At 62.2% G+C, this 24,967-nt stretch carries 24 protein-coding genes; 11 read left to right on the top strand and 13 right to left on the bottom strand.

From position 1 onward, the window contains the following. Positions 1 to 84 precede the first annotated feature (84 nt). Positions 85 to 783 carry an HAD-IA family hydrolase gene (locus J2T60_RS09875; protein WP_253449241.1) on the top strand — a complete coding sequence of 233 codons (699 nt, stop codon included), beginning with the start codon at positions 85 to 87 and terminating at the stop codon, positions 781 to 783. On the opposite strand, the gene J2T60_RS09870 is transcribed toward J2T60_RS09875, so the two are convergent. The 4 genes from J2T60_RS09870 to J2T60_RS09855 form a co-directional block, all read right to left on the bottom strand. Then, positions 749 to 1,972 carry an SAM-dependent methyltransferase gene (locus J2T60_RS09870; RefSeq protein ID WP_253449238.1) on the bottom strand — a complete coding sequence of 408 codons (1,224 nt, stop codon included), beginning with the start codon at positions 1,970 to 1,972 and terminating at the stop codon, positions 749 to 751. The genes J2T60_RS09875 and J2T60_RS09870 overlap by 35 nt on opposite strands. After that, positions 1,942 to 2,754: a DUF1365 domain-containing protein gene (locus J2T60_RS09865; RefSeq protein ID WP_253449235.1), complete on the bottom strand. Its 813-nt coding sequence runs from the start codon at positions 2,752 to 2,754 to the stop codon at positions 1,942 to 1,944. The genes J2T60_RS09870 and J2T60_RS09865 overlap by 31 nt, the downstream gene beginning before the upstream one ends. Position 2,755: 1 nt before the next feature. Next, complete coding sequence (locus tag J2T60_RS09860; protein WP_253449218.1) at positions 2,756 to 4,084, bottom strand: NAD(P)/FAD-dependent oxidoreductase; 1,329 nt, start codon at positions 4,082 to 4,084, stop codon at positions 2,756 to 2,758. Positions 4,085 to 4,246: 162 nt separating this feature from the next. After that, positions 4,247 to 4,882 (bottom strand): arylesterase, encoded by a 636-nt coding sequence (locus J2T60_RS09855; protein WP_253449215.1) that lies wholly within the window; start codon positions 4,880 to 4,882, stop codon positions 4,247 to 4,249. On the opposite strand from J2T60_RS09855, the gene J2T60_RS09850 reads away from it, so the two are divergent. From J2T60_RS09850 to J2T60_RS09840, 3 genes are read left to right on the top strand one after another with little or no spacing between them, the layout of a single operon-like run. Next, positions 4,860 to 5,561, top strand: a complete 702-nt coding sequence (locus J2T60_RS09850) for an ABC transporter ATP-binding protein (RefSeq protein WP_253449212.1) — start codon at positions 4,860 to 4,862, stop codon at positions 5,559 to 5,561. The genes J2T60_RS09855 and J2T60_RS09850 overlap by 23 nt on opposite strands. Further along, positions 5,558 to 8,068 carry an ABC transporter permease gene (locus tag J2T60_RS13420; RefSeq protein WP_253449209.1) on the top strand — a complete coding sequence of 837 codons (2,511 nt, stop codon included), beginning with the start codon at positions 5,558 to 5,560 and terminating at the stop codon, positions 8,066 to 8,068. The genes J2T60_RS09850 and J2T60_RS13420 overlap by 4 nt, the downstream gene beginning before the upstream one ends. Before the next feature lie 55 nt (positions 8,069 to 8,123). Continuing rightward, a complete protein-coding gene (locus J2T60_RS09840; protein WP_253449207.1) occupies positions 8,124 to 8,636 on the top strand; it encodes an NUDIX domain-containing protein in 513 nt (170 codons plus the stop codon). 33 nt (positions 8,637 to 8,669) lie between these two features. Here J2T60_RS09840 and J2T60_RS09835 read toward each other — a convergent pair whose 3' ends face one another. Both J2T60_RS09835 and J2T60_RS09830 read right to left on the bottom strand, forming a co-directional pair. Beyond that, the gene (locus J2T60_RS09835; RefSeq protein WP_253449204.1) at positions 8,670 to 9,257 is read right to left on the bottom strand and encodes a DUF502 domain-containing protein; all 588 of its coding nucleotides are present in this window, start codon (positions 9,255 to 9,257) and stop codon (positions 8,670 to 8,672) included. Between the two features lie 9 nt (positions 9,258 to 9,266). Then, positions 9,267 to 9,869, bottom strand: a complete 603-nt coding sequence (locus tag J2T60_RS09830; protein WP_253449201.1) for a DUF502 domain-containing protein — start codon at positions 9,867 to 9,869, stop codon at positions 9,267 to 9,269. A 90-nt stretch (positions 9,870 to 9,959) separates the two neighbouring features. On the opposite strand from J2T60_RS09830, the gene J2T60_RS09825 reads away from it, so the two are divergent. Continuing rightward, positions 9,960 to 11,402, top strand: a complete 1,443-nt coding sequence (locus J2T60_RS09825; protein WP_253449197.1) for a cryptochrome/photolyase family protein — start codon at positions 9,960 to 9,962, stop codon at positions 11,400 to 11,402. Between the two features lie 887 nt (positions 11,403 to 12,289). Here J2T60_RS09825 and J2T60_RS09820 read toward each other — a convergent pair. The 7 genes from J2T60_RS09820 to J2T60_RS09790 all read right to left on the bottom strand — a co-directional run bounded on the left by J2T60_RS09820 (position 12,290) and on the right by J2T60_RS09790 (position 18,083). Beyond that, a complete protein-coding gene (locus J2T60_RS09820) occupies positions 12,290 to 13,585 on the bottom strand; it encodes a citrate synthase (RefSeq protein ID WP_253449183.1) in 1,296 nt (431 codons plus the stop codon). 303 nt (positions 13,586 to 13,888) lie between these two features. After that, the gene (rpmE, locus tag J2T60_RS09815) at positions 13,889 to 14,098 is read right to left on the bottom strand and encodes a 50S ribosomal protein L31 (protein WP_253449180.1); all 210 of its coding nucleotides are present in this window, start codon (positions 14,096 to 14,098) and stop codon (positions 13,889 to 13,891) included. A gap of 465 nt (positions 14,099 to 14,563) precedes the next feature. Next, the gene (locus J2T60_RS09810; RefSeq protein WP_253449177.1) at positions 14,564 to 14,752 is read right to left on the bottom strand and encodes a zinc ribbon domain-containing protein; all 189 of its coding nucleotides are present in this window, start codon (positions 14,750 to 14,752) and stop codon (positions 14,564 to 14,566) included. Next, the gene (gene hemW / locus J2T60_RS09805; RefSeq protein ID WP_253449163.1) at positions 14,752 to 15,936 is read right to left on the bottom strand and encodes a radical SAM family heme chaperone HemW; all 1,185 of its coding nucleotides are present in this window, start codon (positions 15,934 to 15,936) and stop codon (positions 14,752 to 14,754) included. The genes J2T60_RS09810 and hemW overlap by 1 nt, the downstream gene beginning before the upstream one ends. 6 nt (positions 15,937 to 15,942) lie before the next feature. Continuing rightward, complete coding sequence (gene rdgB, locus J2T60_RS09800; RefSeq protein ID WP_253449161.1) at positions 15,943 to 16,551, bottom strand: RdgB/HAM1 family non-canonical purine NTP pyrophosphatase; 609 nt, start codon at positions 16,549 to 16,551, stop codon at positions 15,943 to 15,945. Positions 16,552 to 16,562: 11 nt separating this feature from the next. After that, entirely contained in the window at positions 16,563 to 17,282 is a 720-nt protein-coding gene (gene rph / locus J2T60_RS09795) for a ribonuclease PH (protein ID WP_253449158.1), read from the bottom strand. 54 nt (positions 17,283 to 17,336) lie between these two features. Then, positions 17,337 to 18,083, bottom strand: a complete 747-nt coding sequence (locus J2T60_RS09790) for a PP2C family protein-serine/threonine phosphatase (RefSeq protein WP_253449155.1) — start codon at positions 18,081 to 18,083, stop codon at positions 17,337 to 17,339. Between the two features lie 155 nt (positions 18,084 to 18,238). Between J2T60_RS09790 and J2T60_RS09785 the strand changes: the two genes are divergently transcribed. The 6 genes from J2T60_RS09785 (at position 18,239) to recG (ending at position 24,957) form a co-directional block, all read left to right on the top strand. Then, the gene (locus tag J2T60_RS09785; RefSeq protein WP_253449152.1) at positions 18,239 to 19,105 is read left to right on the top strand and encodes a YicC/YloC family endoribonuclease; all 867 of its coding nucleotides are present in this window, start codon (positions 18,239 to 18,241) and stop codon (positions 19,103 to 19,105) included. Next, positions 19,102 to 19,740: a guanylate kinase gene (gene gmk / locus J2T60_RS09780; protein ID WP_253449149.1), complete on the top strand. Its 639-nt coding sequence runs from the start codon at positions 19,102 to 19,104 to the stop codon at positions 19,738 to 19,740. Before J2T60_RS09785 ends, gmk begins: the two co-directional genes overlap by 4 nt. A 76-nt stretch (positions 19,741 to 19,816) precedes the next feature. Further along, on the top strand, positions 19,817 to 20,125 hold the full coding sequence (gene rpoZ, locus J2T60_RS09775; RefSeq protein WP_253449147.1) for a DNA-directed RNA polymerase subunit omega: 309 nt from the start codon (positions 19,817 to 19,819) through the stop codon (positions 20,123 to 20,125). A 47-nt stretch (positions 20,126 to 20,172) separates the two neighbouring features. Further along, positions 20,173 to 22,335: a bifunctional GTP diphosphokinase/guanosine-3',5'-bis pyrophosphate 3'-pyrophosphohydrolase gene (gene spoT / locus J2T60_RS09770; RefSeq protein ID WP_253449144.1), complete on the top strand. Its 2,163-nt coding sequence runs from the start codon at positions 20,173 to 20,175 to the stop codon at positions 22,333 to 22,335. 126 nt (positions 22,336 to 22,461) lie between these two features. Beyond that, entirely contained in the window at positions 22,462 to 22,848 is a 387-nt protein-coding gene (ridA, locus tag J2T60_RS09765) for a deaminase RidA (RefSeq protein ID WP_253449141.1), read from the top strand. A gap of 9 nt (positions 22,849 to 22,857) precedes the next feature. Next, a complete protein-coding gene (gene recG, locus J2T60_RS09760; protein ID WP_253449138.1) occupies positions 22,858 to 24,957 on the top strand; it encodes an ATP-dependent DNA helicase RecG in 2,100 nt (699 codons plus the stop codon). Positions 24,958 to 24,967: the final 10 nt, after the last annotated feature.

Below are 24,967 nucleotides of genomic sequence, written 5' to 3'. Positions count from 1 at the left end.
TATCTTATTATCCATTGTTAATTATCTTAATCTTATATTATACATCCCTGTTACAGGCCGACAATTGCCGAGTACCTAGCAACCATGACTCAGATTCGCGCCATCAGCTTTGACCTGGACGACACCTTGTGGCCAGTGGCACCGGTCATTGAAACGGCCGAGCAGGCGGTCCATGCCTGGTTTCTTCGTCACGGTCCCCCCGTGGCCCGTTGTTTTGATGTGGAAGGCCTGCGCCGGCTCCGTCTCGCGGTGGCGGAAGCACACCCGGAACAGGCTCACGACCTCAGCTTGATGCGTCGTCTGTCATTGCGCCTGGCCTGCCGTCAGGCCGGTGTGGATGAGGACCTGGCCGAGCCCGCCTTTCAGATCTTTTTTGAAGCCCGCAATCGAGTTCAGTGGTATGAGGATGTGGCTGAAGTCATCTCATCGTTGGCAGAGCGTCATACCCTGGTTGCCCTCAGTAATGGCAATGCGGACCTCGCGCTCACCGGTCTGGCCCCCTGGTTCCGCTTTGGTATCTCGGCCATTGAAGCCGGTGCAGCGAAACCCGACCCCCGGATGTTCCACCATGCGGCCCGGCGTCTGGATCTGGCCCCGGCAGAGATACTCCATGTGGGTGACGACCCGCTCCGGGATGTGGCCGGTGCGCGCAGGGCCGGTTGTGCCGCGGTGCTGCTGGATCGCATCGGCGACCGGGGCGTCGATAGTCCCGTCCCGGTGATTCGCAATTTGCGGGCCCTGCCTGCCCTCATCGAAGACGGGACTGCAACACGGTCTGCATGAGATCGATGCGACCGTTACGAAAGCCCGCCTCGCAATAGGCCAGGTAGTAATGCCACATGCGTATAAAACGCTCGTCGAACCCCTGGGCCTTCACGGATGATTCGGCCTGTTTGAAGCGCTGGGCCCAGCAGGCCAGGGTGTGAGCATAATCGCTTCCATGGAACTCACGGTGGGACAGGCTCAGACCGGCCTGTCGGCATTGCTGTTCAAACACCGAGACAGAGGGCAGAATGCCGCCTGGGAAGATGTATTGACGGATAAAGTCCACATCCCGCCGATAGCGTTCGAACTCGGAATCATCAATGGTGATGACCTGCAGGGCCGCCCGACCACCGGGCTTGAGCCGGTCATGCACGGTTTGAAAATAGACCGGCCAATAGGCTTCCCCCACCGCCTCGAACATTTCGATGGAGACGATGTGATCAAACGTCTCACTCACATCCCGGTAGTCCTGAAGGCGAATCTCGATTCTATGCTCAAGGCCGGCCTCACGGACCTTTTCCCGGGCCCAGGCCTGTTGCTCCCGGGACAGGGTCAGGCCGGTGACCCGGCAGCCTCGTTCCCGGGCCGCATGCAGGGCGAATCCACCCCAGCCACAGCCGATCTCGAGAATATGATCACTCTCGGTGGCCCCGCAAAGATCCAGCAGGCGCTCGTATTTTCTCGCCTGCGCCGCGTTCAGGTCCTGCCTGGCGTCGGTAAAATTGGCCGCTGAATAGGTCATGCTTGGATCCAGCCACAGACGGTAGAAGTCGTTACCCAGGTCATAGTGATAGGCAATGTTTCGCCGGCTGCCGCTGCGGTTATTGCGAAGCAGAACCCGCTGCTTGAGCACCTTGAGCCAGCGGAGCATGATCCGTCCTCGCTCCAGGACCCCGAAGCCATCCAGGTTTCGATCCAGGCATTTGAGCAGTGTCGCCAGATCCGGCGTGTTCCATTCGCCCGCCATATAGCCCTCGGCAAAGCCCATATCCCCCCGTTTCAACAGCCTTTTGAGAAAGGATGGATCCTGAATCTGGAGTACCCCGTGAGGTCCATCCTCCGTTCCCGAGAACAGCTGGGGAGGATGGCCCGGGATGTGGATCTCCAGGCTGCCATGGCGCAGATGCCGTGCCGCGCGCAGCAATAATTTCAGGGGCAGGCCGAGACGGGCACCCTTCATCTTTTGTAGTTCGTATCTTGCGGACATGTGGCCGATACCTCCTTCTCCGGGGGACGCGGCTTGGAATGAAAGGGCACACCCCGAAGCCACAGCTTCAGGGCATGCCAGTGAATCAGGGCGATGATCTTGAGTCCCTGAAACGGCACTTTCAGGGACATGGTCAAAAGGCCGCGGTCATTCAGGGGGCGGCGTTTTCCCGACCAGCTGGCAAGCATCTGGGGGGCGTCATCACTGTCCGGGCTGTCCCAGCTTTCCTCGATGCGCAAGAGAAATTGTTCGCCCGGCGGCTGCAGGAAAAAGCGGTAGTGGGCTTCAGGGCCAATAAAAGGGGACACATGAAAAGCCTTGTCGGCCGACCAATGATGAGGCCAGGCGAAGTCGGAATGCTCATCGGCGTTGATCACGTATTGATGCTTTTCCCCGAAGGTATTACGCACTTCCAGAATGACCGCCTGAATCGAGTCATCGTCCCTGTGGCAGAACCAGGCGGACAGGGGGTTGAAGCCATAGCCCAGCACCCGGGGAAAACACAGAACCCGGATCGGGCCGCCGCTGGGTTTGAGACCAGCGCGCCCCAGGCTTGCCTCTGCCCAGTGACGCAGATCGCTGCCATCCCGAGGGCCAAAATCCCGGTCATGAAAAGCGATCAAGTTGAAGCGGTTGCGGGAAAAGAGCCGGCAATGGCTTTCAATGGCGTTCAGCTCATCGATATCGATGAGCAGGCCGAACACCGAATAGTTGAAGCGGTAGGCCCGGGGCACTTTGCGTCGGTGCATGACTCGTCCCGGATAGAGGCTGGAGGCAAGCATCTCAGGCCTCCTTCGCCATTACCGGTGGGGTCGGGGCCGTATCGGCGGGTGTTTGCTCATGGGTGGTGGCTTGCCAGGGTGCCTTGACCCCCATTGCATTGACCACATCAAGTGCGGAGCGGAATCCGTCCTCGTGAAAGCCATAGGCGGTCCAGGCACCGGCGTACCAGATACCGCCCCGCCCTTGAATCTCGCCCAGTCGCTCCTGTGCGGCCACCGCCTTTTGATCAAAGACGGGGTGGTCATAATCGCATTCATACCAGGTCAAGCCGCGGGACGGTGGCCGTGGTGGATTCAGAGTGACGAAGTAGTTTCGCTGACTATTCAGTGCCTGCAATCGATTCATCCAATAACTGACAGACACCCGCTGTTCACCGTCAACGGACGACTCAGCCAGGTAATTCCATGAAGCCCAGACCCGTCGTCGCCGAGGCATGAGCGCCGAGTCACTGTGCAGATAGGCCTTGTTGGGCTGGAATTGAAAAGCCGAGAGGATTCCGTATTCCTCGGCATCCGCATCACTGAGCATGGACAGGCTTTGGTCGGCGTGACTGGCCAGGATGACCTGGTCGAACTCTGCCTCGCCACCGCGATGATCCCGTACCACAACCCCCCGGGGGCTGCGTTCAATCGATTTAACCGTAGTATCCAGCAGAATGTCTTTGCCCAAGGCCTTCACGATTTTCTCCACGTAGTACTGACTGCCCCCCGCCACCGTTTTCCACTGGGGCCGCTCACTCACTTGCAGCAGACCGTGATTGCGAAAAAAACGGAGAAAGCGACTGGCCGGAAAATCTCGTATCCGGCTCATGGGGGCCGACCAGATGGCCGCCGCCATGGGCAGCAGATAGCGCTCACTCAGTTCCCGGGCAAAATCATGCTGGCGCAGGAACTCGCCCAGCGGCTTGTCTTCTCCCGGCGATTGGGCCAGCCAGTCCAACGCGGTTCGGTTGAAGCGAAGGATCTCGCGCAACATCCGCCAATGGCTGGGTCGCAGCAGGTTGGCCGGCTGGGCGAATAGCTTCAGTAGATTGTCTCCGGCGTATTCCAGCCGGCCCTGCCCCAGGGAGGCGGAAAAGGACATATCGCTGTCATGGCTGGCCACGTCCAGGGTCCTGAACAGAGCGCAAAGATGGGGATAGTTGCGTTCATTGAAGACGATGAATCCGGTATCCACGGGAATATCTCGGCCGGCCTCTTTGACGCTCACGGTGTTGCTGTGCCCACCGGCCCGTGGTCCTGCCTCGTAGAGCGTCACCTCATGATCCCGAGTCAGTAACCAAGCGCTGCCCAGACCGGATATACCGCCGCCAATCACCGCGATGCGCATGGTTTGCCTCGCCCTCGGGGAGGGTCAGTGCCAAGAAAGTGTACGAAGGGTATAATATTTGTATAATTTAAGTCCAGTTAAATTTTCAGCCCACGGGCGCCCATGGCTCACAACCATGGTGCGAGCCGGGGCAGCCAGCCGGGCTGGCTCGAGGCGGGGGTGTCAGCTTGGGTCGGTGAGCAGCCCTTTCAGGGCCGACCAGATATTGTCCAGGATGATGGGCTGGGCTTCGGCGGTGGGGTGAATGCCATCCGATTGCATCAGGTCTTCCCGCTCGGCAACACCCTCCAGCACGCGGGGCACCAAGACGATATCATGGTGTTCGGCCAAGTCCTGATACATTTGCGCGAACGCTTCGGTATACCGCCGTCCATAGTTGGGGGGCATGCGCACCCCCACCAGGATGACCCGGGCTTCGGCCGCCAGGGCGGTTTCGATCATGGTGTCGAGATTGCTTCGGGCTTCCTCGATGGGCAGGCCCCGGAGGCCGTCGTTGCCGCCCAGTTGGATGATCACGATGGCCGGTTCGTACTCCGACAGGGCCTCGGGCAGGCGGGCACGACCACTGCGGGTGGTGTCACCACTGATCGCCGCATTGATAACCATGCGATCATGGTCCTGTTCACGCAGACGGTCTTCCAGCAGGCTGACCCAGCCGCTGCCACGATCGAAACCGTAATCGGCGCTCAGACTGTCGCCGATCACCAGAATCGGCCCCTCCGATGCCGTGGCAGACGGGGCGGGCAGGGCCACAAACAGCAGGAGAGCTGCAGTAATGAGCGAAAGTAATCGCGGCATGACCGTCCTCCGGGCGGTGGGAGTGAGCAAAGAGGTTAGCAGTCCCGGTGGGTCGCTGACCATTGTGGATAATGTCAGCCTGAGCGTGCCGGCCGGTGACAGTCTGGCCATTGTTGGTGCCTCAGGGTCGGGCAAAAGTACCTTGCTCGGCCTGTTGGCGGGGCTGGATCTGCCCACCCGGGGGCGAATCGAGCTGGGCGGTGATTGTATTACCGAGCTGGATGAAGATGGCCGGGCGGCGATTCGGGCCCGGCAATTGGGTTTCGTCTTTCAGGCTTTTCACCTCCTGCCCGGTCTGACCGCGTTGGAAAATGTCATGTTGCCGATTGAACTCAACAGTCAGGCCCGGCCCCGGGAACGAGCCCGCTCGGCCCTGGACCGGGTGGGTCTGTCGGCCCGGGCCGATCATTATCCCCGGCAACTGTCCGGCGGTGAGCAGCAACGGGTGGCCATTGCCCGGGCTTTCGCCACGGCGCCCCGCCTGCTGTTTGCCGACGAACCCACCGGCAACCTGGATAATCGGACGGGCGAGAAGATTCGTGACCTGATTTTCGAGATGAACGAGGCTGATGGCACCACCCTGGTGCTGGTCACCCATGATGAGCGCCTGGCTGAGCGTTGCCATCATCGGGTGGCCCTGGAAGATGGCCGTTTGCTGGATGCCGGGGTGCCCGCGTGAGCGGTCGCCGCGAGGGCAGTGCGGCATTGCTGGGTCTGCGTCTGCTGCGGCGGGAATGGCGGGGCGGTGAACTGGCGGTCCTGCTGCTGGCTTTGGTGATTGCCGTCACCGCGATTACCGCGGTGGGCTTTTTCACCGACCGGGTGGGCGCGGCCATGGAGCGTCGGGCGGCCGAAGCCCTGGCGGCCGATGTGGTACTCAGTGATCGTGACGTTCTGCCCGAGCAGTTCGAAGCCGCTGCCATCGAGCGGGGCCTGAGCACGGCCCGCACCATTACCCTGCCTACCGTGGTGGCCAGCGATGCCGCCACCCAACTGGTGGATTTGCGGGCCGTTGAGCCGGCTTATCCCCTGCGCGGGCGAATCCAGGTCAGCGATGCCCCCTTTGAGCCGGCCCGTGACACCAATGAATTCGTGGCGCCCGGCGAGGCCTGGGTGGATGCGCGGGCCATGGCCCGCCTGGACTTGTCACTGGGTGACGAGATTGAAATCGGCGAGACCACTTTCCCGGTGACCCGGGTGGTGGCCTCCCTGCCGGATCAAGGGATCGGCTTTGCCGATGTGGCCCCGGCGGTTCTGATTCATATCGATGCCCTCTCGGCCACCGAGCTGCTGCGCCCGGGCAGCCGCATGACCCACCGCCTGCTGGTGGCCGGCGATCGGGGTCCGGTGGGGGATTGGCGAGACTGGGCTGAGGGACAGCTCAGTGAGGGGCAGCAACTGCGGGATGTGGGCAGCAGCCAACAGCAGATCGGGGCAGCCATCCAGCGAGCCGAGCAGTTCCTGGGTCTGGCGGCCCTGGTCAGTGTGCTGGTGGCCGCGGTGGCGGTGGCGCTTTCGGCGCGGGAATGGGCCCGCCGTCGCCTGGACGCGGTGGCCATCATGAAGACCCTGGGTACGGGTCAGTCCCGAATCATGACCCTGTACATCTCCCAGTTGATTGGTATCGGCCTGCTGGGGGCGGTCCTGGGTATTGCTGTCGGTTGGCTGGCCCAGTGGGGCCTGGTGCACATCCTCGGTACCCTGTTCGGCGAAAGCCTGCCTGCCGCCCAACCCTGGGCGCCGGTGGCCACCGGCCTGGGCACGGCCCTGATTCTGCTGGCGGGCTTTGCCCTGCCACCGCTATTGCGTTTGCGCCGGACGCCCCCGGCCCGGGTGCTGCGCCGGGAACTGGGGCCGCCGCAGCCCAGCAGTGTTCTGGTCTATGGTCTGGCCATCGCCGCCATCGCCAGCTTGGTGATCGGGCAGGCCCGGGATCCCCTACTGGCGGTTACCGTGCTTCTGGGCGGGGCGACCACCCTGGCCATGTTGCTGGGCGGGGGATGGATTCTGGTCACCCTGTTGCGGCGCCTGGGCGGGCGCATGGGCAGTGCCTGGCGCCAGGGCCTGGGCAATCTGGCCCGCTACCCAGGCCGCAGCCTGGCCATGATGACGGCCTTTGGCCTGGGTCTGATGGTGCTCACCTTGCTGACCATCGTCCGGGCGGATCTGCTGGATGGTTGGCGGGCCACCGTGCCCGAGGATGCACCCAATCATTTCCTGATTAATATCCAGCCCGGAGAACGGGACGGCATCCGCGAGGAACTCCAGGCCCTGGGTGTCGACGAGGTTCGTTTCAATGCCCTGGTTCGTGGTCGTCTGGTGGCCATCAACGAGATGGATGTGGATGAGTACGATTTACCCGGCCAGCGGGGCGAGCGTTTTGTCCAGCGGGATGCCAATCTCAGTTGGGCCGCCGAACTGGAGGAGGACAATCGCGTGGTCCAGGGGGATTGGTGGGATGAGTCCCAACACGGTGAGCCCTTGATCTCCCTGGAAGCCGACATCGCCGAAGCCCTGGGCGTAGAGCTGGGGGATCGCCTGAGCTATCGTATTGGCGGCCGTGAGCAGACCTTCACCATTCACAATCTGCGTAGCGTGCGCTGGGATTCCTTCAATACCAATTTCTTTCTCCTGACACCACCGGATGTGCTCTCCGAGAGTGCGGCCACCTTCATCAGCGCGGTTCATATTCCATCCGAGGCTCGCACCGAGCTGGTGGATCTGGTGCGGGCCTATCCCAGTGTCACCATCATTGATGTGGAGAGCATCCTGAACCAGGTCCGCAGCATCATTGACCGGGCGTCGCTGGCGGTGGAATACGTGTTTCTGTTCACCCTGCTGGCCGGGTTGACCGTGTTGTTCGCTGCGGTACAGGCTTCCCGGGATCAGCGCCGCTTTGAAAGCGCCTTGCTGCGTGCGCTTGGCGGGCGCAAGCGTCATGTCTATGCCATGGTCGCCACCGAGTTTGGCGCCGCCGGGGCCCTGGCGGGCTTGCTGGCGGGGCTGGGGGCAACAGTGGCCGGCTGGTTGCTGGCCTGGCAGGTCTTCGAGATCGACTACCAGCCTCCTTTGTGGCTGATTCCGGGTGTCATGCTGATAGGCGCGCTGCTGCTGGCGATTGCGGGCTGGTTCGCTAGTCGTCGTGTGGTGACTCGTTCTCCCCTGATCGTGTTGCGGGAGGAATAAGCTTGAAGCGGCCCATCGGCGACAATCCGGGGACCATCGGCGCTATACTGGGGCCATGACTACATTGGGTGATCCACTTTCCGCCGGCATCGTCATCATTCGGGAAACCGATGCCGGTCGCCGATATCTGCTGTTGCGTGCCTGGAACCACTGGGATTTTCCCAAGGGCAAGGTTGAGGAAGGCGAAACCCCGCTGGAGGCGGCCATCCGTGAGGTGGAGGAGGAAACCACCATCACGGAGCTGGATTTCCATTGGGGGGAGCAATACCGGGAAACCGGTCCTTATAATCGCGGCAAGATTGCTCGCTACTATCTGGCCCGGACCGCCACCGAGAAGGTGGATCTGCCTGTGGTGCCGGAGCTGGGTTGTCCGGAACACAATGAATATCGCTGGGTAACCCTGGAAGAGGCCTGGGACCTGAGCTCCCCGCGGGTGCGTCAAATCCTGCGCTGGGTGGCCCGGGAAACCGGTGACCGCCTGCCCCGTTCCGCCCGCCGCGGGCCGGGTCGCCGACCCCGGCGTGGCCCGCGGCGTCCGCGCAAACCCGATACTCCGGAATCCGGGTAATGCTCGCTGTGCCCATGGGAGGGGCGCCAGCCCTCAGTCTCTGGCCAGGCCCCCGGTGAGGACCAGGCCCAGGGCCTCGTCCACGGAGAGTTTGCAGTGTTCCAGGCGGTCCGCCGGGACCAGTTCGAAATCACCGCCGGGCTGGAAGGGCTTGGGGAAATAGACCGGGACCAGGGCCCGGCCATCGGCGCCGTAGCGCAATGGCTGTCGGTCCACGATCAGGCCGATTCGGCCACCGCCTTCCTGCAGCGGCACGAAGACCACCTCCCTGAACCCGGCCGGCGTATCCGAGCCCAGACGGGAAAAAAAGCGGTGCAGAGTGGTATAGACCCTGCCCAGCAGCGGCAGGCGGCTAACGCGGCGGCCGACCCAACGGCCCATCAAGGGCCCCACCCAGCTAGCCGCCAGCACCCCCGCCAAGAGAATCAGCAACAGCCCGCTGAGCAGTCCCATGCCCGGCCAGTACCAGCCTGGCGGCAGCCAGTCCGCCAGCAGCCCGCCCATGATGGACTCGGCCGCCCGCAGAAACAGGGCCAGGACATAAAGGATCAGACCCAGTGGCAGCAGGGTGATCAGGCCCAGAAGAAAATGGCGTCCCAATGATTTCAGTAATGATCGCATGACCCTGTCTTAACCCAGATCGTCTTTTTTCACGGACATACCGGCGGTGAGCGCCATGCGCATGGCGTCTTCCATGGAGATATCCACCGGACGAACCCGCTCCCTCGGCAGAAACAAGGTGTAGCCCCCCACTTGGTAACTCATGGGCATGTAGACCGCGACGCGGTCCTCGCCGCCGATGCCGTCCGGCAAGCCACTGAAATCCTCCCGGGTAACAAAACCGATCAATTCAACGTCAGGGTCCGGGCTTGGTTGAACCATGACCACCTTGTTGAATTGGGTTTTGCGGTCGCCGGCGATGAATTGCATCAGATCCCGGAAGGCTCCGTAGACTGTCTTCACCAAAGGGATGCGATCCATGATCGCTCCGCCCAGGCCAAACAGCTGACGAATAGGTTCAGTGCGGGTGAGCAGCCCCACGGCGAATACCAGTAGGATGGCCAGCACCACACCGGTACCCGGCATGTAATACTCATCCGGAATGACCCATCGGACCAGCCAGCCCAGACCGCTTTCCGCAGTGAAAATCAGCCACAAGGCCAGCCATATGGTGACCACCGCCGGCACCAATGCGGCCAGGCCGGCCAGAAAGATGCGCCCCAGATTCCCCATGCTCAACTCCCAACTTCACGGCTTGCCCTGCCGGAATAAATCCCACAGGGTGTTGAAGTGGCAACAATAACAAAAAGCACGGACCAGAATATGAAAACAGTCATCCTTTGGTTCCGCCGGGATCTGCGTCTGGCGGACAATCCGGCATTGCGCGCGGCGGTGGAAGAAGCCGAGCGTGTGATTCCGGTCTATCTCCATGCCCCGGAAGAAGAGGCCCAATGGGCCCCGGGTGGGGCCAGTTGCTGGTGGCTGCATGCAAGCCTCCAGGCCCTGTCCCAGGACCTGGCGGCCAAGCAAAGCCGTCTGATCATTCGCCGGGGCCAGTCCAGTCTTTCCCTGCTGCGAGAATTGATTGATGAGACCGGTGCCGAGGGGGTTTACTGGAATCGCCTTTACGAGCCCTTGATCGTGGAGCGGGATCGGTCCGTTAAAGCCGCCTTGCGTGAGCAAGGCGTGAACGCCAAAAGTTTCCGCGCCCATCTATTGCGTGAGCCTTGGGAGATGCGCACCGGCAAGGGCGAGCCCTATCGGGTCTTCACTCCCTTCTGGCGGACCCTGGCCAAGCAAGGGGATCCACCCCAGCCTCTCCGCCAACCGCCCACTTTGCGACCGCCCGGGCAATGGCCGTCCAGGCAGACCGTGGCAGAGCTGGGCCTGCTGCTCCGGCCCCGCTGGGATCGCAAACTGCACGATCTATGGCAGCCGGGGGAAGCCGGTGCCGCCCTGGCCCTGGACCATTTCCTGGATGGCGCCATGGCGGTTTACAAGGACGGCCGTGATTTGCCCGCCGAGTCGGACACGGCCCGGCTTTCCCCCCATCTGCATTTCGGCGAGATCAGCCCCCACCAGGCCTGGCATCGCGCCCGGGCCCGAATGGCCGGACAAGCCCGCCTGAGCGAGGGCGGCGAGGCCTGGTTACGCCAACTGGCCTGGCGGGAGTTCGCCCATCATGTCTTGTTCGAATTTCCCCACAGCTCGGATGAGCCCCTATACGAGCGCTGGGCGGGCTTCCCCTGGCGGGAGGGTTACCAGCCCCTGTTGCGGGCCTGGCAGCGGGGCGAGACGGGCTTTCCCATCGTCGATGCCGGCATGCGCGAGCTCTGGGCCACCGGCTATATGCACAACCGGGTACGCATGATCGCCGCCTCCCTGCTGGTGAAGAATATCCGCGCCCCCTGGCAGGAAGGGGCCCGCTGGTTCTGGGACACCCTGGTGGATGCGGATCTGGCCAATAACAGCATGGGCTGGCAATGGTCGGCCGGCTCTGGTGCCGATGCCGCGCCTTATTTCCGCATCTTCAATCCCTGGACCCAGAGCAAGCGCTTCGATCCCCAGGGCCGCTATATCCGCCGCTGGGTGCCCGAACTGGCCGAGTTGCCGGACCGCGACATCCACACCCCCCAGGCGTCGGCCCCGGCCATCCTCGCGGCCGCCGGGATTCAGCTGGGCCGGGATTACCCGGAGCCCATCATCGACTACAAGACCTCCAGGGAAGAGGCCCTCGCCGCTGCCCGCGCCATCCGCCAGTCATGAGTCAATCGGAGCGCGTTGGCAAGTCAATCCGAACCGAAACTACTGCAAGATGGAGGTGCCTACTGAGGCAGTTCGAACGAAGCCAAAGCCAGCTCACCATCTTCACTGCTTTAATCTGGGAGGATTGAGTCGTTGGTATTCCTTTTCAGGATCGTAAAAATCGTGGATGATTTTTTCGAAGCCTCCCAGGGATGGGTCCACGGCGGTCCTGAAAAGGAATACCAACGACTCAAGCCGTGAAGCCCTGAAAGCAGTCCACTCCCTCCAGCTGGCAAAGCCCAAATCGCCTCGTAGGGTTCTGAACCTGACAGCATTAGATCATTGAGCCAATAGAACCTTGAACCGTGTTCGCATTGGGTAGATTCGAAGTGTTATTGCTTAGCAGGCGTCTGGGCTGTTCTAGCTATGGCCAGCTGATGGGGTAGGTTTCTGTTTCAACTTCACGGCTTGATCACATGGTGGAATTTTCCAGGGACGCTGTGAATCCATCCCTGAGACGCTCTGGGCGCGACATCCCTGTCAGGGCCACTCGCCAAGGCCCGTACGCACTCGCAGCCCCACCCCAGCTTCCTCTCGACTACGTTGCGACTCGCTTATGTAGCACGGTGGCTACACGGCGCTCCTCGCGCCTTGCGAGAGAAAGCCGGGGTGGGGCTGCGAGCGCGTACGGACCTTGGCGAGTGGCCTAGCCCTGGAAAATCCCACCATGTGCTCAATCCTCCAGTTGGAAAGCGGTGGAGGCGGTTAGTTGGCTTTGGCTTCGTTTGAGTTGCTCAAGTAGCTGGACTTGGGGGCTGTTACTCATGAGGGTTTCGGCACAAAAAAACCGGAGCCCGCTGCCGGGCTCCGGTTCATTGTGTTTACGGCCAAGAGCCGGCCGAAAACGTTTAGCGGCGATCCAGGGACAAGTAATCCCGGGGCCCTTCGCCCACGTACAGCTGACGGGGGCGGCCGATGCGCATGGCCGGATCGTTGACCATCTCCATCCAATGGGCCGTCCAGCCCACGGTGCGGGCAATGGCAAACATCACCGTGAACATGCTCACCGGAATGCCCAGGGCCTTGTAGATGATCCCGGAATAGAAATCCACATTGGGGTAGAGCTTCTTCTCCACGAAGTAATCGTCGTTCAGGGCGATGTGCTCCAGCTCCATGGCCAGTTCCAGCAAGGGATCGTTCTCCTTGCCCAAGCGCTTCAAGACCTTGTAGCACATCTCCCGGATGATCTTGGCGCGGGGGTCGTAATTCTTGTAGACCCGGTGGCCGAAGCCCATCAGCCGGAAGGGATCGTCCTTGTCCTTGGCGCGCGCAATGTACTCAGGGATGTTTTTCACATCGCCGATCTGATTGAGCATGGCCAGCACGGCTTCATTGGCACCACCATGGGCCGGGCCCCAAAGGGCGGTGACGCCGGAGGCGATGGCCGCATAGGGATTGGTGCCGGTGCTGCCGGCCAGGCGCACGGTGGAAGTGGACGCATTCTGCTCGTGATCAGCGTGCAGGATGAACAGCAGATCCAAAGCCTCGGCCGCCACCGGATCCGGGGAATAGGCCTCCGCCGGTACCGAGAAGAACATATGCAGCAGGTTGGAACAGTAGCCCAGATGGTTCTGCGGATACATAAAGGGCTGGCCGATGGAATGCTTGTAGGCCGCCGCCGCAATGGTGGGCATCTTGGCGATGATGCGATGGGCGAAGGTATCCCGCTGCCCCGGGTCCCGCATGGCGTTCTCGTCGTGATAGAAAGCCGACAGGGAACCCACCACCCCAGTCATCATGGCCATGGGGTGGGCATCGTAATGAAAGCCATTGAAGAACCGCAGCAGCGATTCATTGATCATGGTGTGGTAGAGGATGGAATTCTTGAACGTTTCCAGTTCTTCCCGCTTGGGCAGTTCGCCGTACATGAGCAGATAGGAGACTTCCAGGAAGCTGGAGTGCTCGGCGAGCTGCTCAATGGGATAGCCTCGGTACAGAAGCTGGCCCTTCTCACCGTCGATGAAGGTGATGGCGCTCTTGCAGCTGGCGGTGGAGGTAAAGCCCGGGTCGAAGGTGAAGATGCCTTCGGACTTGTAGAGCTGCCCGATGTCCACGGTGGACGGACCCAAAGTACCCTCGCGAATGGGCAGTTCGGTGCCGCCTTCCTTGCCCGGCATGCCAAGCTTGCAGGTCTTGTCACTCATGATGTTGTCTCGCTTCTGTGGAAACCTGTTATCACGGTCGCCGCCCGGCGGGCCCCCTGGCCCGGCCTGCCTTTACACGAGATGCGCATTCGTTCGCAGCGCTGAGCGTTGTCGCTCGCAGCGGCGTGTCGGCCGTGGCCTGACATCCCGTGAAATATGGACATGCGGACGATCGAAACCGGCGGGCACCAGGACCTGGCACCCTGAACCGGGCGCCCGATTATAGGCCAGATGGAGCGGGAATGACAGACGGGTGGGGACAGGCCGGCACGCCCAAGGGGCGTACCGGCCGGCAAGGGGATGTTAGGCGCTCTTGCGACCGTACTTGCGACGGAACTTGTCCACTCGGCCCGCAGTGTCCATGATTTTCTGCTTGCCCGTGAAGAAGGGATGGCAGGCAGAGCACACTTCCACCTGCAGGTCCTTGCCCAGAGTGGAGCGGGTGGTGAATTGATTCCCGCAGCTGCAGGTCACGTTGACTTCGGCGTATTCCGGATGGATCTGCGCTTTCATGGCGTTGCTATCCCGACTGCTGTCGGCCCGGCGGGTTTGCCTGGCCGCTGAAATTTGGAAACGCGAAATTGTAAAGCCCTGGGGGCTCTACGGCAAGTCCTGTGTCCGATTTTCCCGCGTCTGTGTCCCTATTCCGTGCCTTCGATCTTTATGTTTTTCATGTTGCATGAGGAAAAGTTGCTAAGCCACCGTCCCGAAAGGGCTTTCTCGTCTTTCCACAGTATCTGTGGATAAGTCTGTGGAGAAAATGGGGCCAAGTCGCTCCCGGGCCTTTGTTATCGGCTTCTTTATTGGATCGGCCAAGAAATGGCCATTCATTTTTTATTCAGTAAAAACAGAAACTTAAGGATTATCTAAAGTGTGATTCCATGCCCGGGGACGGATCAGGCAGGGCTCGGCCTTGCTCGTGATTTCATGTGAATAAATCCCTTGACAGCGGCGTTTCTGTGTCGGCGGTCGAGGGAATCAGTGGCTCCTGTCGGCCTGTATCTGCCACCGCCCGTCGGGTTCGATGCTCAGGGTCAGGTTAATGGGGTGGCAGCAGACCGAACAGTCTTCCACCCATTCGCCGGCTTCCGACTCCGGCTCCAGCTGGATCTCGATGCTCTCAAAACACCAGGGGCAGGTGATGGCGGGGGAGGACAGTTCCTCCATCAGGCCGCCTCCGGCAGGAATCGCGCCTGCAGTTCATTGAGAAAATTCAGGCCCCGGGCGCTGGGCCGCCACTGTTCACCGGCCTGCTGCATCAGTCCTTCCCGTTGCAGCTGGCGCAGGGCGGGGCGAATGCGCTCGGCGTCAAGTGCGGTGAGCCGTTCAAAATGCCCCTCGGAGAAGCCTTCCACCAGGCGCAGGGCATTGAGCATGTATTCAAAGACCCGGTTCTCCGGGGTCAGGGCGTGGCGGCTGACCTCGGCTTCGCCCTGGGTGGTCAGGGCCATGAAGCGCTGGGGAATCCGATGCTTTCGGTTTCGCCAGACCTGACCGTCATTCAGGCTGTGCTTGCCGTGGGCGCCTGCGCCGATGGCCAGATAATCACCGAATCGCCAATAGTTGAGGTTGTGCCGGCAGGCCTGCCCGGGCCGGGCCCAGGCCGAAATTTCGTAGCGGCCCAGTCCCGCCCGTTCAAGGCCTTCTCCACAGCGTTCCTGCATGGCCCAGCGCTGGTCCTCGTCCGGCAGCTCGGGCGGGCGGCTGTGAAAGGCCGTGTTGGGCTCCAGGGTCAGCTCATAGTGGGAGATATGATCCGGATCGAGGGCGAGGGCGGTCTCCACATCCGCCAGGGCCTGGTCCTCGGATTGGTCGGGCAGGCCGAACATGAGATCCAGGTTGAGCCGCTCAAAGCCGGCTTCCCGGGCCATGCGGGCTGCTTCCCGGGCCTGGTCGCTGTCGTGGATGCGGCCGATGGCCTTCAAGGCCCGGTCATCAAAACTTTGCACCCCGATGGAAAGCCGATTCACCCCGGCGGCGCGATAGTCCCTGAATCGTTCGGCCTCGGCGCTGCCGGGATTGGACTCCAGAGTGATTTCCACATCCGGGGCCAGTCCCACCGTCTGCTCGGCATGCTCAAGTACCTCGCCGATGGCCCGGGCCGAGAACAGGCTGGGGGTGCCGCCGCCGATGAAGACCGTCTCAATCACCCGTCCCTGGGCATAGGCCGCTTCCCGGTCCATATCCGCCTTGAGGGCGGTGACGTAATCCGCCTCCGGGATGGGGCCGGTCAGGGCATGGGAGTTGAAGTCGCAATAGGGGCACTTCTTCTCACACCAGGGCAGGTGGATGTAGAGCCCCAGCGGCACGTGGCCGAACGGGGTGCTCGATTGTGGAATCTGGTGGGGCATGTGTCCTCAGCCCTGCTTGAGGGCCAGCAGGGCTTGCTGCATTTGCGCCAGGGCCTGGCCTCGATGGCTGATGCGGTTTTTCTCCGCCTTGGGCAGCTCGGCGGCGGTCCGCTGATCGCCATCCGGTATGAAGATCGGGTCATAGCCGAAGCCGCCCTCCCCCCGGGGTCCTTCGGCGATATGCCCGGTCCACTCCCCCATGGCGATCAGGGGCAGGGGATCATCCATTCGACGCAGACAGACCATGAGACAGACAAAACGGGCCCGGCGTTCCGGCCCCTTTCGATCCGCCAGGGACTTGAGCAGCTTATCCACATTATCCTGGTCGCTGGCATCGGGCCCGGCGTATCGGGCCGAGCGCACCCCCGGCTCACCCTCCAGGGCGTCCACACACAGGCCGGAGTCATCCGCCAGGCAAGTCCGGCCGCTGTAGGCGGCGGCATTGCGGGCCTTGATCAGGGCGTTCTCCACGAAGGTATTGGCGGTCTCCTTCGCCTCCGGGGTGTTGAAGTCCCGCTGGGAAATGACATTGATCCCCATCTCGGCGAGGATTTCACCCATCTCCGCCGATTTGCCCGGATTGTTGCTGGCCAGAACCAGTTCAGACAAAGCCATACGCGCCTCCCTCAGTCCTGCTTCAGGCTCGCCAGCTGATGGGCCTGGAGTTCCTTGATGCCTATCTCCGCCAGCCGCAGCATTTCGTCCAGTTCATCCCGCCGGAAGGCATGGCCCTCGGCGGTACCCTGGACTTCGATAAAGGCGCCGGCTTCGTTCATTACCACATTAAGGTCGGTTTCGGCGCCCGAGTCCTCCGGGTAATCCAAATCCAGTACCGCCTGGCCGTCAACAATACCGGTGGAGACCGCCGCTACCTGGCCGTGCATGGGGTCCTTCTTGATAACGCCGTCGGCCAGCAGGCCGTTGATGGCATCCTTCAAAGCCACCCAGGCGCCGGTGATGGCTGCCGTGCGCGTGCCGCCATCGGCCTGAAGGACATCGCAGTCCAGCACAATGGCCCGCTCGCCCAGGGCATCCAGGTCCATTACCGCCCGCAGGGATCGGCCGATCAAGCGCTGGATTTCCAGGGTCCGGCCGCCCTGCTTGCCACGGGCCGCTTCTCGGTCGCTGCGGCTGCCTGTGGCGCGGGGCAGCATGCCGTACTCGGCGGTGACCCAGCCCTTGCCACTGCCGCGCAGAAAGCCGGGCACACGCTCACTGACGCTGGCGGTGCAAATCACGCGGGTATTGCCGAACTCGCTAAGCACCGAGCCCTCGGCGTGCATTGTGAAATGCCGGGTCAAACGGATCTCGCGCAACTGTTCCGCACTGCGGCCGTCATGTCGCATTCGATAACTCCTTGGGTTTGAAACAGTGATGATCTATGGAAGATTGGCGCCGGCTTATTCCGGGGCCAACCAGCGCACCGCCACGGCGGTGATGTTATCGCTGTCGGGAGCCGCGTTTTTCGCAGCCTGTTCGGCCAGGGCCGTGAGACCGGCATCCAGATCCTTAGCCTCGCAAAGGGTGCGGGCGGCGGCCTCCATGTCCAATGCGCCCCAGAAGCCATCACTGCAGAGCAGCACGATATCCCGGGGCCGCAGGCTCAGGCGTCGCCGCAGCCTCAGGGCCGGCTCGCCTTCAGGGCCGCCCAGACAGGAATCCACATAATGACGCATGGGATGGCTCAAGGCCTCCTCGTCATTGATCTGGCCCCGGTTGAGCAGTTCATCCACCACGCTGTGATCCCGGCTGCGTCGGCGGATGCGCCCGTCCCGGAAAAGATAGGCCCGACTGTCCCCGGCATGGATCCAGCGAACCTTGCCGTTATTGATCAGGGCCAGCACCCCGGTGGTCCCGGGGGCCTTTTCCTGGCTCACTCCCTCGGCCAGCTCGGCGACTTTGCGGTGGGCCCGGTGCATGGCGTGTTCGAGGAACTTCACCGGGGCCCGCAGGAGCTTGCCGGAGGATTTGAAGGCCGCCGACCAGGCGCGCACCGCCGTCTCCGCCGCCAGCGCCCCGTCCGAATGACCGCCCATGCCGTCGGCCACGCCCAGCATGACCGTCTTGTCTCCCACCATCAGGGTGAGCCGGTCCTGGTTGTTCTGGCGATCGCCGGTCAAGGTGATATCGGCGGTCTCGATTTCCAAAGCTGGGCTCCCCGGCCGCGAAGTGCATGGAGCCGTCGGCCCCTCTCGCGTATAATGCACGGTTCTCTGACTAAACGGCGCGTATTCTAACAGCACCGGCGCCCCGGCGCGGGCATCGGCGATCAGGGCGTCGTCCTTCGGCCAGGAATTTCCGCATGACCAACAGCATGACCGGCTTTGCCCGGAGCGAGACTCAGACCGATGCCGGCGTGTTGGTCTGGGAGTTGCGCTCGGTCAATCATCGTTACCTGGAAATGAATTTCCGCCTGCCCGAGGCTGTGCGGGCCGCCGAGCCCCAGTGTCGGGCGGCGGTGGAAGCGGTCCTTCGCCGGGGCAAACTGGATGCCAGTTTGCGTCTGGAACAGCCCGAGGAGGGCAGCCGGGGGCTGGCCCTGGATCAGGCCACCGCCGATGACTTGAGTCATGCCCTGGCGGCCCTGGCCGAGCGCCTGCCCACTGCCCGCGCGCCCAGTCTGGGCGAACTGATACAGTGGCCGGGATTGGTCCGCCGACCGTCGCCGGATCCGCAAGCCCTGCGCCGGGATGCCCTGGCCGGTCTGGAGTCGGCCCTGGGCGAACTCGCCGCCTACCGGGCCCGGGAAGGGGCCCGCACCCGGGAGATGCTTTTGGCCCGCTGCCGGACCATCGCCACGGTGGTGGCCCAGGTTCGCGAACGGGTGCCCCAGGTACTGGCCGGCCTGCGGGACAAATACCGTAGCCGCCTGGCCGAGCTGGACCTGGAAGTGGACGAAGGCCGGCTGGAGCAGGAGCTGGCCATGGTGGCCCAGAAGCTGGATGTGGATGAAGAACTGGACCGCCTGGAAAGCCATGTGGCCGAGGTGGAAGATGCCCTGGAGCGGGACGAGGCCATCGGGCGCCGACTGGATTTCCTGATGCAGGAATTCAACCGGGAGGCCAATACCCTGGGTTCCAAGAGCCAGGACAGTGAAACCACCGCCGCGGCGGTGGAACTCAAGGTGGCCATCGAACAGATGCGCGAACAAATTCAGAATGTGGAATGAGTGAGGCGATGGAAAGGGGTAATCTCTGGGTAGTCAGCGCGCCTTCCGGGGCCGGCAAAACCAGCCTGGTTCGGGAACTGGTGGCCCATGAGCCGCGTCTGAGCTTTTCCATCTCCTACACCACCCGCCCGCCCCGCGAAGGGGAAGTGAACGGCCGGGATTATGTCTTCGTGGATGAAGACCGCTTCGTGGCCATGATCGATGCCGGCGAGTTTCTCGAGCATGCCCAGGTCTTTGGCAATCGCTACGGCACCGCCCGGGGCCAGGTGGACCGGGAATTGGCCGAGGGTCATGACGTCTTGCTGGAAATTGACTGGCAAGGGGCCCGCCAGGTCCGGACAATGATGCCGGAGGGGCGCAGCATCTTTGTACTGCCCCCGAGCCGGGAGGAGCTGGAACGTCGCCTGCGGGGGCGTGGCACCGACAGTGACGGGGTGATTGAGCGTCGCCTGCGTGAGGCCCACGCCGAATTGCTGCAATGGTCGGAGTTCGACTATGCGGTGATCAACGATGATTTCCACCGCGCCCTGGCCGATATGCAGCGGATCGTCGCCGGCGAAGGCAGCAATTTGAAGGCCAGTCGGCCCGCCGTGGGGGAACTGGCCGAGCGGTTGCTGGCCGAAACCCCGGAATAAGGGTTTTATCGATGGCGCCCCATGGGCGTCTGAACTAAACTTTTCACCATCAGACAATGTCTTAGGGAATAGAGTTATGGCACGTGTAACCATTGAAGATTGCATCGAGAAATGCACCAACCAGTTCGAGTTGGTGCTGGTGGCCACTAAGCGGGCGCGCAAGCTGGAACGGGGTGCCGATCCCCTGGTTCCCTTGGAAAATGACAAGCCCACCGTGGTGGCGCTGCGCGAGATCGCCGAGGGTTTGGTGAACAAGGAATCCCTGGAGGCTGAAGAGGCCCGCGAGGCCCAGGAAGCCATGGCTGCCGAAGCCGCTGCCGCAGCGGAACAGGCCAGCCGCTCGGCCGGTACCGGCGAACAGGGCGAGTCCGACGCCAGTCACTGAGTTGCCCCAATACTGAGTTGCCAAAGGGTAACGCCGGGAGTTCCTAGATGGGAGAGGTCGCCACCAAATATGCCAAGAGCCGCCGGGCCCGGCGGGCGGTGGGGATCGACGAACTTCTGGCCAAACTGGCCGCTTACCTTCCCGAAGCCCAGGTGGAGTCGGTGGAGCAGGCCTTTTGTTTCGGCGCTGAGGCCCATGAGGGTCAGCGTCGCCTGAGCGGGGAACCCTATATCTCCCATCCGGTGGCAGTGGCCGGCATTCTGTCCGAACTGCGGATGGACTATAAAACCCTCATTGCCGCCATCCTGCACGACGTCATTGAGGATACCCCCACCGCCAAGGATGATATCGCTGAGCGTTTCGGCGAGGACGTGGCCCAATTGGTGGACGGTGTCAGCAAGCTGACCCAGATCCGTTTTCGTTCCAAGGCCGAAGCCCAGGCGGAAAACTTCCGCAAGATGCTTCTGGCCATGGTGGAGGATATCCGGGTCATCCTGGTCAAGTTGGCGGACCGTCTCCACAATATGCGCACCCTGGGGGTCATGCCCCCGGCCAAACGGCGTCGCATTGCCCGGGAAACCTTGGAGATCTATGCCCCCATCGCGGGGCGTCTGGGTATCAACAGTATTCGCCTTGAGCTGGAAGACCTTGGCTTCAAGTCACTCTATCCCACCCGCTACCGGGTCATCAGCCGGCATCTGCGCCGGGCACGCGGGCACCAGAAGGAAATCTTCCGGCGGATTGACAATGCCTTTGCCGAAGCGCTGAACGTGTATGGCATCCATGCCCGGGTGGAGAGCCGGGAGAAGCACATCTACAGCGTTTACCAGAAGATGCTGAAAAAACGGCTGTCCCTGAATGATGTGCTGGATGTCTATGGCTTTCGCGTGACAGTGGATTCGGTGGATATCTGTTACCGGGTGCTGGGTCTGGTACATGGTGTTTTCAAGCCGGTGCCTGGTCGCTTCAAGGACTATATCGCCATCCCCAAGGCCAACGGCTATCAGTCCCTGCATACCACCCTGTTTGGTCCTCACGGCGTGCCCATCGAGGTTCAGATTCGAACCGAGGACATGGACCGTATCGCCGAGACCGGTATTGCCGCCCATTGGCTGTACAAGTCCAGTGAGACGAACGACGATTCCGGTCCCGACGAGATTCGGGCCCGGGAGTGGCTCAAGGGCGTTTTGGAAATGCAGAAGGGCTCCGGCAACTCCATGGAGTTTCTGGAGAACGTCAAGGTGGATCTCTTCCCCGACGAGGTATATGTCTTCACTCCCAAGGGGGATATCCGCCGTCTGCCCCGGGGGGCTACTGCCGTGGACTTTGCCTATGCGGTCCATACCGACGTGGGGAATGCCTGCGTGGCGGTCAAGATCGACCGCCGACTGGCGCCCCTGCGTACCCGGCTGGTCAATGGCCAGACCGTGGAAATCATAACCGCAGACAATGCCCGCCCCAATCCGGCCTGGCTTAATTTCGTGGTCAGCGCCAAGGCGCGCACCGCCATTCGCCACTACCTCAAGAATGTTCACCATGAGGATGCGGTGGAGATGGGGCGCCGCCTGCTGGAGCGTGCCCTGGATCAGCTCAATGTGAAGCTGCGCAAGGTGCCCCAATCCCAGATTGCCGTGCTACTGGAAGAGTTCCAGCTGGATGAGATTGAAGATCTCTACGAACAGATCGGTTTGGGACAACGCATGGCGCCCATCATCGCTCGCCGCCTGGTGGTGGACGAGACCGAAGATGGTGAGGGTGACGGTGGTACACCACTGACCATCAGTGGTACCGAGGGCATGGTGGTGAATCTGGCTCGTTGCTGCTATCCCATTCCCGGGGATCCCATTGTGGGTTACCTGAGCCAGGGGCGGGGCATCATGGTTCACCGGGATGATTGTTCCAACCTGCAGGAATACCGCAACGATCCCGACAAGTGGATCGAGGTTCAGTGGGAGAAGGATCTGGCCCGGGAATTCTCCGTGGATGTGCGGGTGGATGTGGAGAACAAGCGCGGCGTATTGGCCCGCATGGCTGCTACCATGTCCGAGCAGGGATCCAATATTGAGCACGTGAATGTCCAGGAGCGGGATGGCACCTATACCACCCTCCAGTTCGTGTTCAATGTGCGCGATCGCAAGCACTTGGCCAACATCATGCGCTCCATCCGTGCCATGCCCGAAACCCTCCGCGTCAACCGTACCCGTTCCTGAACAGTCCCCCTTCCTCAAGCTGTGCTAGGAGAATACCGGCGGTACTTGCACAAACAGGCCACATTTCAGACACTGAGCACTGTTCAAATATCCAGTAACGCTCAATCAGCCAGACGAGGAAGCCTCATGTCGCGCCAACCCGTGCACTCCGATCAGGCCCCCGATGCCATCGGGCCCTATTCCCAGGCCATTCGTGCCGGCAATACTGTTTACCTCTCCGGCCAGATTCCCCTGGACCCGGCCAGTGGCATGCTCATCGAAGGCGACATCCGGGCCCAGATCCATCGGGTCTTCGATAACCTCAGCGCCGTCTGCCAGGCCGCCGGCGGCAGCCTGGCCGATGTGGTGAAACTGCAGATATATCTCACCGATCTCTCTCATTTCGCCACTGTCAACGAGCTCATGCAGGAATATTTCAGCCAACCCTATCCCGCCCGGGCCGCCCTGGGCGTTGCCCAGCTGCCCAAGGGCGCCGAGGTGGAAATGGACGGGGTCATGGTCCTGGATCAATAAGGCGTTCCCATGGCCCAGCGTGAGTCGGCCGATCCCGTCCCGACGGAAAGCGATCTGACCTATCTCAAGGGGGTCGGCCCGCGCCTGGCTGAAAAGCTGGAGCGCCTGGGTATTTTTCGCATCCAGGATCTGCTGTTTCACCTACCCCTGCGCTGGGAGGACCGGACCCGGGTGATTCCCATCGGCCAGCTGCGGCATGGCGACCGGGCCGTGATTGAAGGCCGGGTGCAGCATGCTGAAACGGTCTATCGCCGCCGTCGCAGTCTGCTGGTCTCGATTTCCGATGGCAGCGGAGCGCTGGTCCTGCGTTTCTTTCACTTCTCCCGGGCCCAGGTGGAGCGCTTGAAACGCGGTGCTCATTTGCGCTGCTTCGGCGAGGCTCGACGGGGGCGCAACAGCCTGGAGATGGTGCATCCCGAGTACCGACAGGTGGAGCCCGGCAGCCCGGTGGAAGAGGCCCTGACCCCCATCTATCCCACCACCGAGGGGCTCAATCAGAATCGCCTGCGGGATCTCATCACCCAGGCCCTGGCCTATATCCGAAAGCACCCCGAACAGCTCCAGGATCTGCTGCCGGCCGATTACCTGCCAAAGGCGCTGGCCATGGATCTTTATCAGGCCCTGGAGGCTTTGCACCGGCCGTCGCCGGACGTCTCGGTGACCCGCTTGCTGGAAGAGGACTATCCGCCCCGGCGACGGTTGGCTTTTGAGGAACTGCTGGCCCATCGCCTGAGCCTGCGTCTCGCCCGGGCCCACTTCCGTGACGACAAGGCCCGTGCCCTCAAGGGAGATGGTCATCTGGTCAAGGCTTTCTTGGCGGGCCTGGATTTTCGGCTCACCGGTGCCCAGGAGCGGGTCACCCGGGAAGTATTTCAGGATATTGAATCAACCGCTCCCATGTTGCGACTGGTTCAGGGGGATGTAGGTTCGGGCAAGACGGTGGTGGCCGTGCTGGCCGCCTTGCGGGCGGTGGAGTCCGGTGGCCAGGTGGCGGTAATGGCCCCCACCGAGATTCTGGCCGAACAGCATTTCCAGAACTTTCGGGAATGGCTGGCCCCCCTGGGGGTTCGGGTGGGCTGGTTTTCCGGTAAGCAGGCGGCGGCCGAGAAGCGCTGGTCCTTGAAGGCCCTGGCCCATGGCGAGTTGCAGGTGGCGGTGGGGACCCATGCCCTCTTCCAGGACCAGGTGCGTTTCAAGGACTTGGCCCTGGCGGTGGTGGACGAGCAGCATCGTTTCGGGGTCCATCAGCGCTTGGCCTTGCGGGAGAAGGGATCGGAAAACGGCCATCGCCCCCATCAGCTGATCATGACCGCCACGCCCATTCCCCGGACCCTGGCCATGACCGCCTATGCCGACCTGGATGTCTCCCTGATCGATGAATTGCCACCGGGCCGTACCCCGGTGAAAACCGTCGCCCTGCCGGAATCCCGCCGCAGTGATGTGGTCGCCCGGGTAGCCGAGGCCTGTGCCGACGGCCGGCAGGTCTATTGGGTTTGCCCCTTGGTGGAGGAATCGGAAGTGCTGCAGTGCCAGGCCGCCGAAGAGAGTGCCGAGCAACTGGCCGAGGCCCTGCCGGATATTCGGGTGGGCCTGATCCATGGGCGCATGAAGGCGGCCGACAAGGAGTCGGTGATGGCCGCTTTCAAGTCGGGCGAGATTCAGCTGCTGGTGGCCACTACCGTGATCGAGGTGGGGGTTGATGTCCCCAATGCCAGTCTCATGATTCTGGAAAACGCCGAACATCTGGGTCTGTCCCAGCTCCATCAGTTGCGTGGCCGGGTCGGCCGGGGCCGTGAAGCCAGTAGTTGCGTGCTGCTCTATCGCGCCCCGCTCAATGAAGTGGCGCGGGCCCGACTGGAAATCATGCGCGAGACCAATGACGGCTTCCAGATCGCCCGTCGTGACCTGGAACTGCGGGGGCCTGGCGAAGTGTTGGGCACCCGCCAGACGGGTGCCGCGGAGCTGCGTATCGCTGATCTCATGCGGGACAATGACCTGCTTGGTCCAGTGGCCCAGGCGGCTGATCCCCTTTTGGCGCGGGAGCCCGAGCTGGCTCGGGCTCTCATGCAGCGCTGGGTGGGGGAGGCCAGCCAGTATGTCAGTGTCTAGCCATGCAGCC

The organism is Natronospira proteinivora (assembly GCF_024170465.1).
In the GTDB taxonomy this organism is placed as follows: domain Bacteria; phylum Pseudomonadota; class Gammaproteobacteria; order Natronospirales; family Natronospiraceae; genus Natronospira; species Natronospira proteinivora.
The sequence above is the reverse complement of the archived record's forward strand: the minus strand, read 5'-3'. Positions and strand labels throughout refer to the sequence as shown.

What these genes read in the sequence shown, in the direction of transcription:
- J2T60_RS09875 (WP_253449241.1), top strand. Translation starts at nt 85, where the DNA reads ATGACTCAGATTCGCGCCATCAGCTTTGACCTGGACGACACCTTGTGG.
- J2T60_RS09870 (WP_253449238.1), bottom strand. Translation starts at nt 1,972, where the DNA reads ATGTCCGCAAGATACGAACTACAAAAGATGAAGGGTGCCCGTCTCGGC.
- J2T60_RS09865 (WP_253449235.1), bottom strand. Translation starts at nt 2,754, where the DNA reads ATGCTTGCCTCCAGCCTCTATCCGGGACGAGTCATGCACCGACGCAAA.
- J2T60_RS09860 (WP_253449218.1), bottom strand. Translation starts at nt 4,084, where the DNA reads ATGCGCATCGCGGTGATTGGCGGCGGTATATCCGGTCTGGGCAGCGCT.
- J2T60_RS09850 (WP_253449212.1), top strand. Translation starts at nt 4,860, where the DNA reads ATGAGCGAAAGTAATCGCGGCATGACCGTCCTCCGGGCGGTGGGAGTG.
- J2T60_RS09855 (WP_253449215.1), bottom strand. Translation starts at nt 4,882, where the DNA reads ATGCCGCGATTACTTTCGCTCATTACTGCAGCTCTCCTGCTGTTTGTG.
- J2T60_RS09840 (WP_253449207.1), top strand. Translation starts at nt 8,124, where the DNA reads ATGACTACATTGGGTGATCCACTTTCCGCCGGCATCGTCATCATTCGG.
- J2T60_RS09835 (WP_253449204.1), bottom strand. Translation starts at nt 9,257, where the DNA reads ATGCGATCATTACTGAAATCATTGGGACGCCATTTTCTTCTGGGCCTG.
- J2T60_RS09830 (WP_253449201.1), bottom strand. Translation starts at nt 9,869, where the DNA reads ATGGGGAATCTGGGGCGCATCTTTCTGGCCGGCCTGGCCGCATTGGTG.
- J2T60_RS09825 (WP_253449197.1), top strand. Translation starts at nt 9,960, where the DNA reads ATGAAAACAGTCATCCTTTGGTTCCGCCGGGATCTGCGTCTGGCGGAC.
- J2T60_RS09820 (WP_253449183.1), bottom strand. Translation starts at nt 13,585, where the DNA reads ATGAGTGACAAGACCTGCAAGCTTGGCATGCCGGGCAAGGAAGGCGGC.
- rpmE (WP_253449180.1), bottom strand. Translation starts at nt 14,098, where the DNA reads ATGAAAGCGCAGATCCATCCGGAATACGCCGAAGTCAACGTGACCTGC.
- J2T60_RS09810 (WP_253449177.1), bottom strand. Translation starts at nt 14,752, where the DNA reads ATGGAGGAACTGTCCTCCCCCGCCATCACCTGCCCCTGGTGTTTTGAG.
- hemW (WP_253449163.1), bottom strand. Translation starts at nt 15,936, where the DNA reads ATGCCCCACCAGATTCCACAATCGAGCACCCCGTTCGGCCACGTGCCG.
- rdgB (WP_253449161.1), bottom strand. Translation starts at nt 16,551, where the DNA reads ATGGCTTTGTCTGAACTGGTTCTGGCCAGCAACAATCCGGGCAAATCG.
- rph (WP_253449158.1), bottom strand. Translation starts at nt 17,282, where the DNA reads ATGCGACATGACGGCCGCAGTGCGGAACAGTTGCGCGAGATCCGTTTG.
- J2T60_RS09785 (WP_253449152.1), top strand. Translation starts at nt 18,239, where the DNA reads ATGACCAACAGCATGACCGGCTTTGCCCGGAGCGAGACTCAGACCGAT.
- gmk (WP_253449149.1), top strand. Translation starts at nt 19,102, where the DNA reads ATGAGTGAGGCGATGGAAAGGGGTAATCTCTGGGTAGTCAGCGCGCCT.
- rpoZ (WP_253449147.1), top strand. Translation starts at nt 19,817, where the DNA reads ATGGCACGTGTAACCATTGAAGATTGCATCGAGAAATGCACCAACCAG.
- spoT (WP_253449144.1), top strand. Translation starts at nt 20,173, where the DNA reads ATGGGAGAGGTCGCCACCAAATATGCCAAGAGCCGCCGGGCCCGGCGG.
- ridA (WP_253449141.1), top strand. Translation starts at nt 22,462, where the DNA reads ATGTCGCGCCAACCCGTGCACTCCGATCAGGCCCCCGATGCCATCGGG.
- recG (WP_253449138.1), top strand. Translation starts at nt 22,858, where the DNA reads ATGGCCCAGCGTGAGTCGGCCGATCCCGTCCCGACGGAAAGCGATCTG.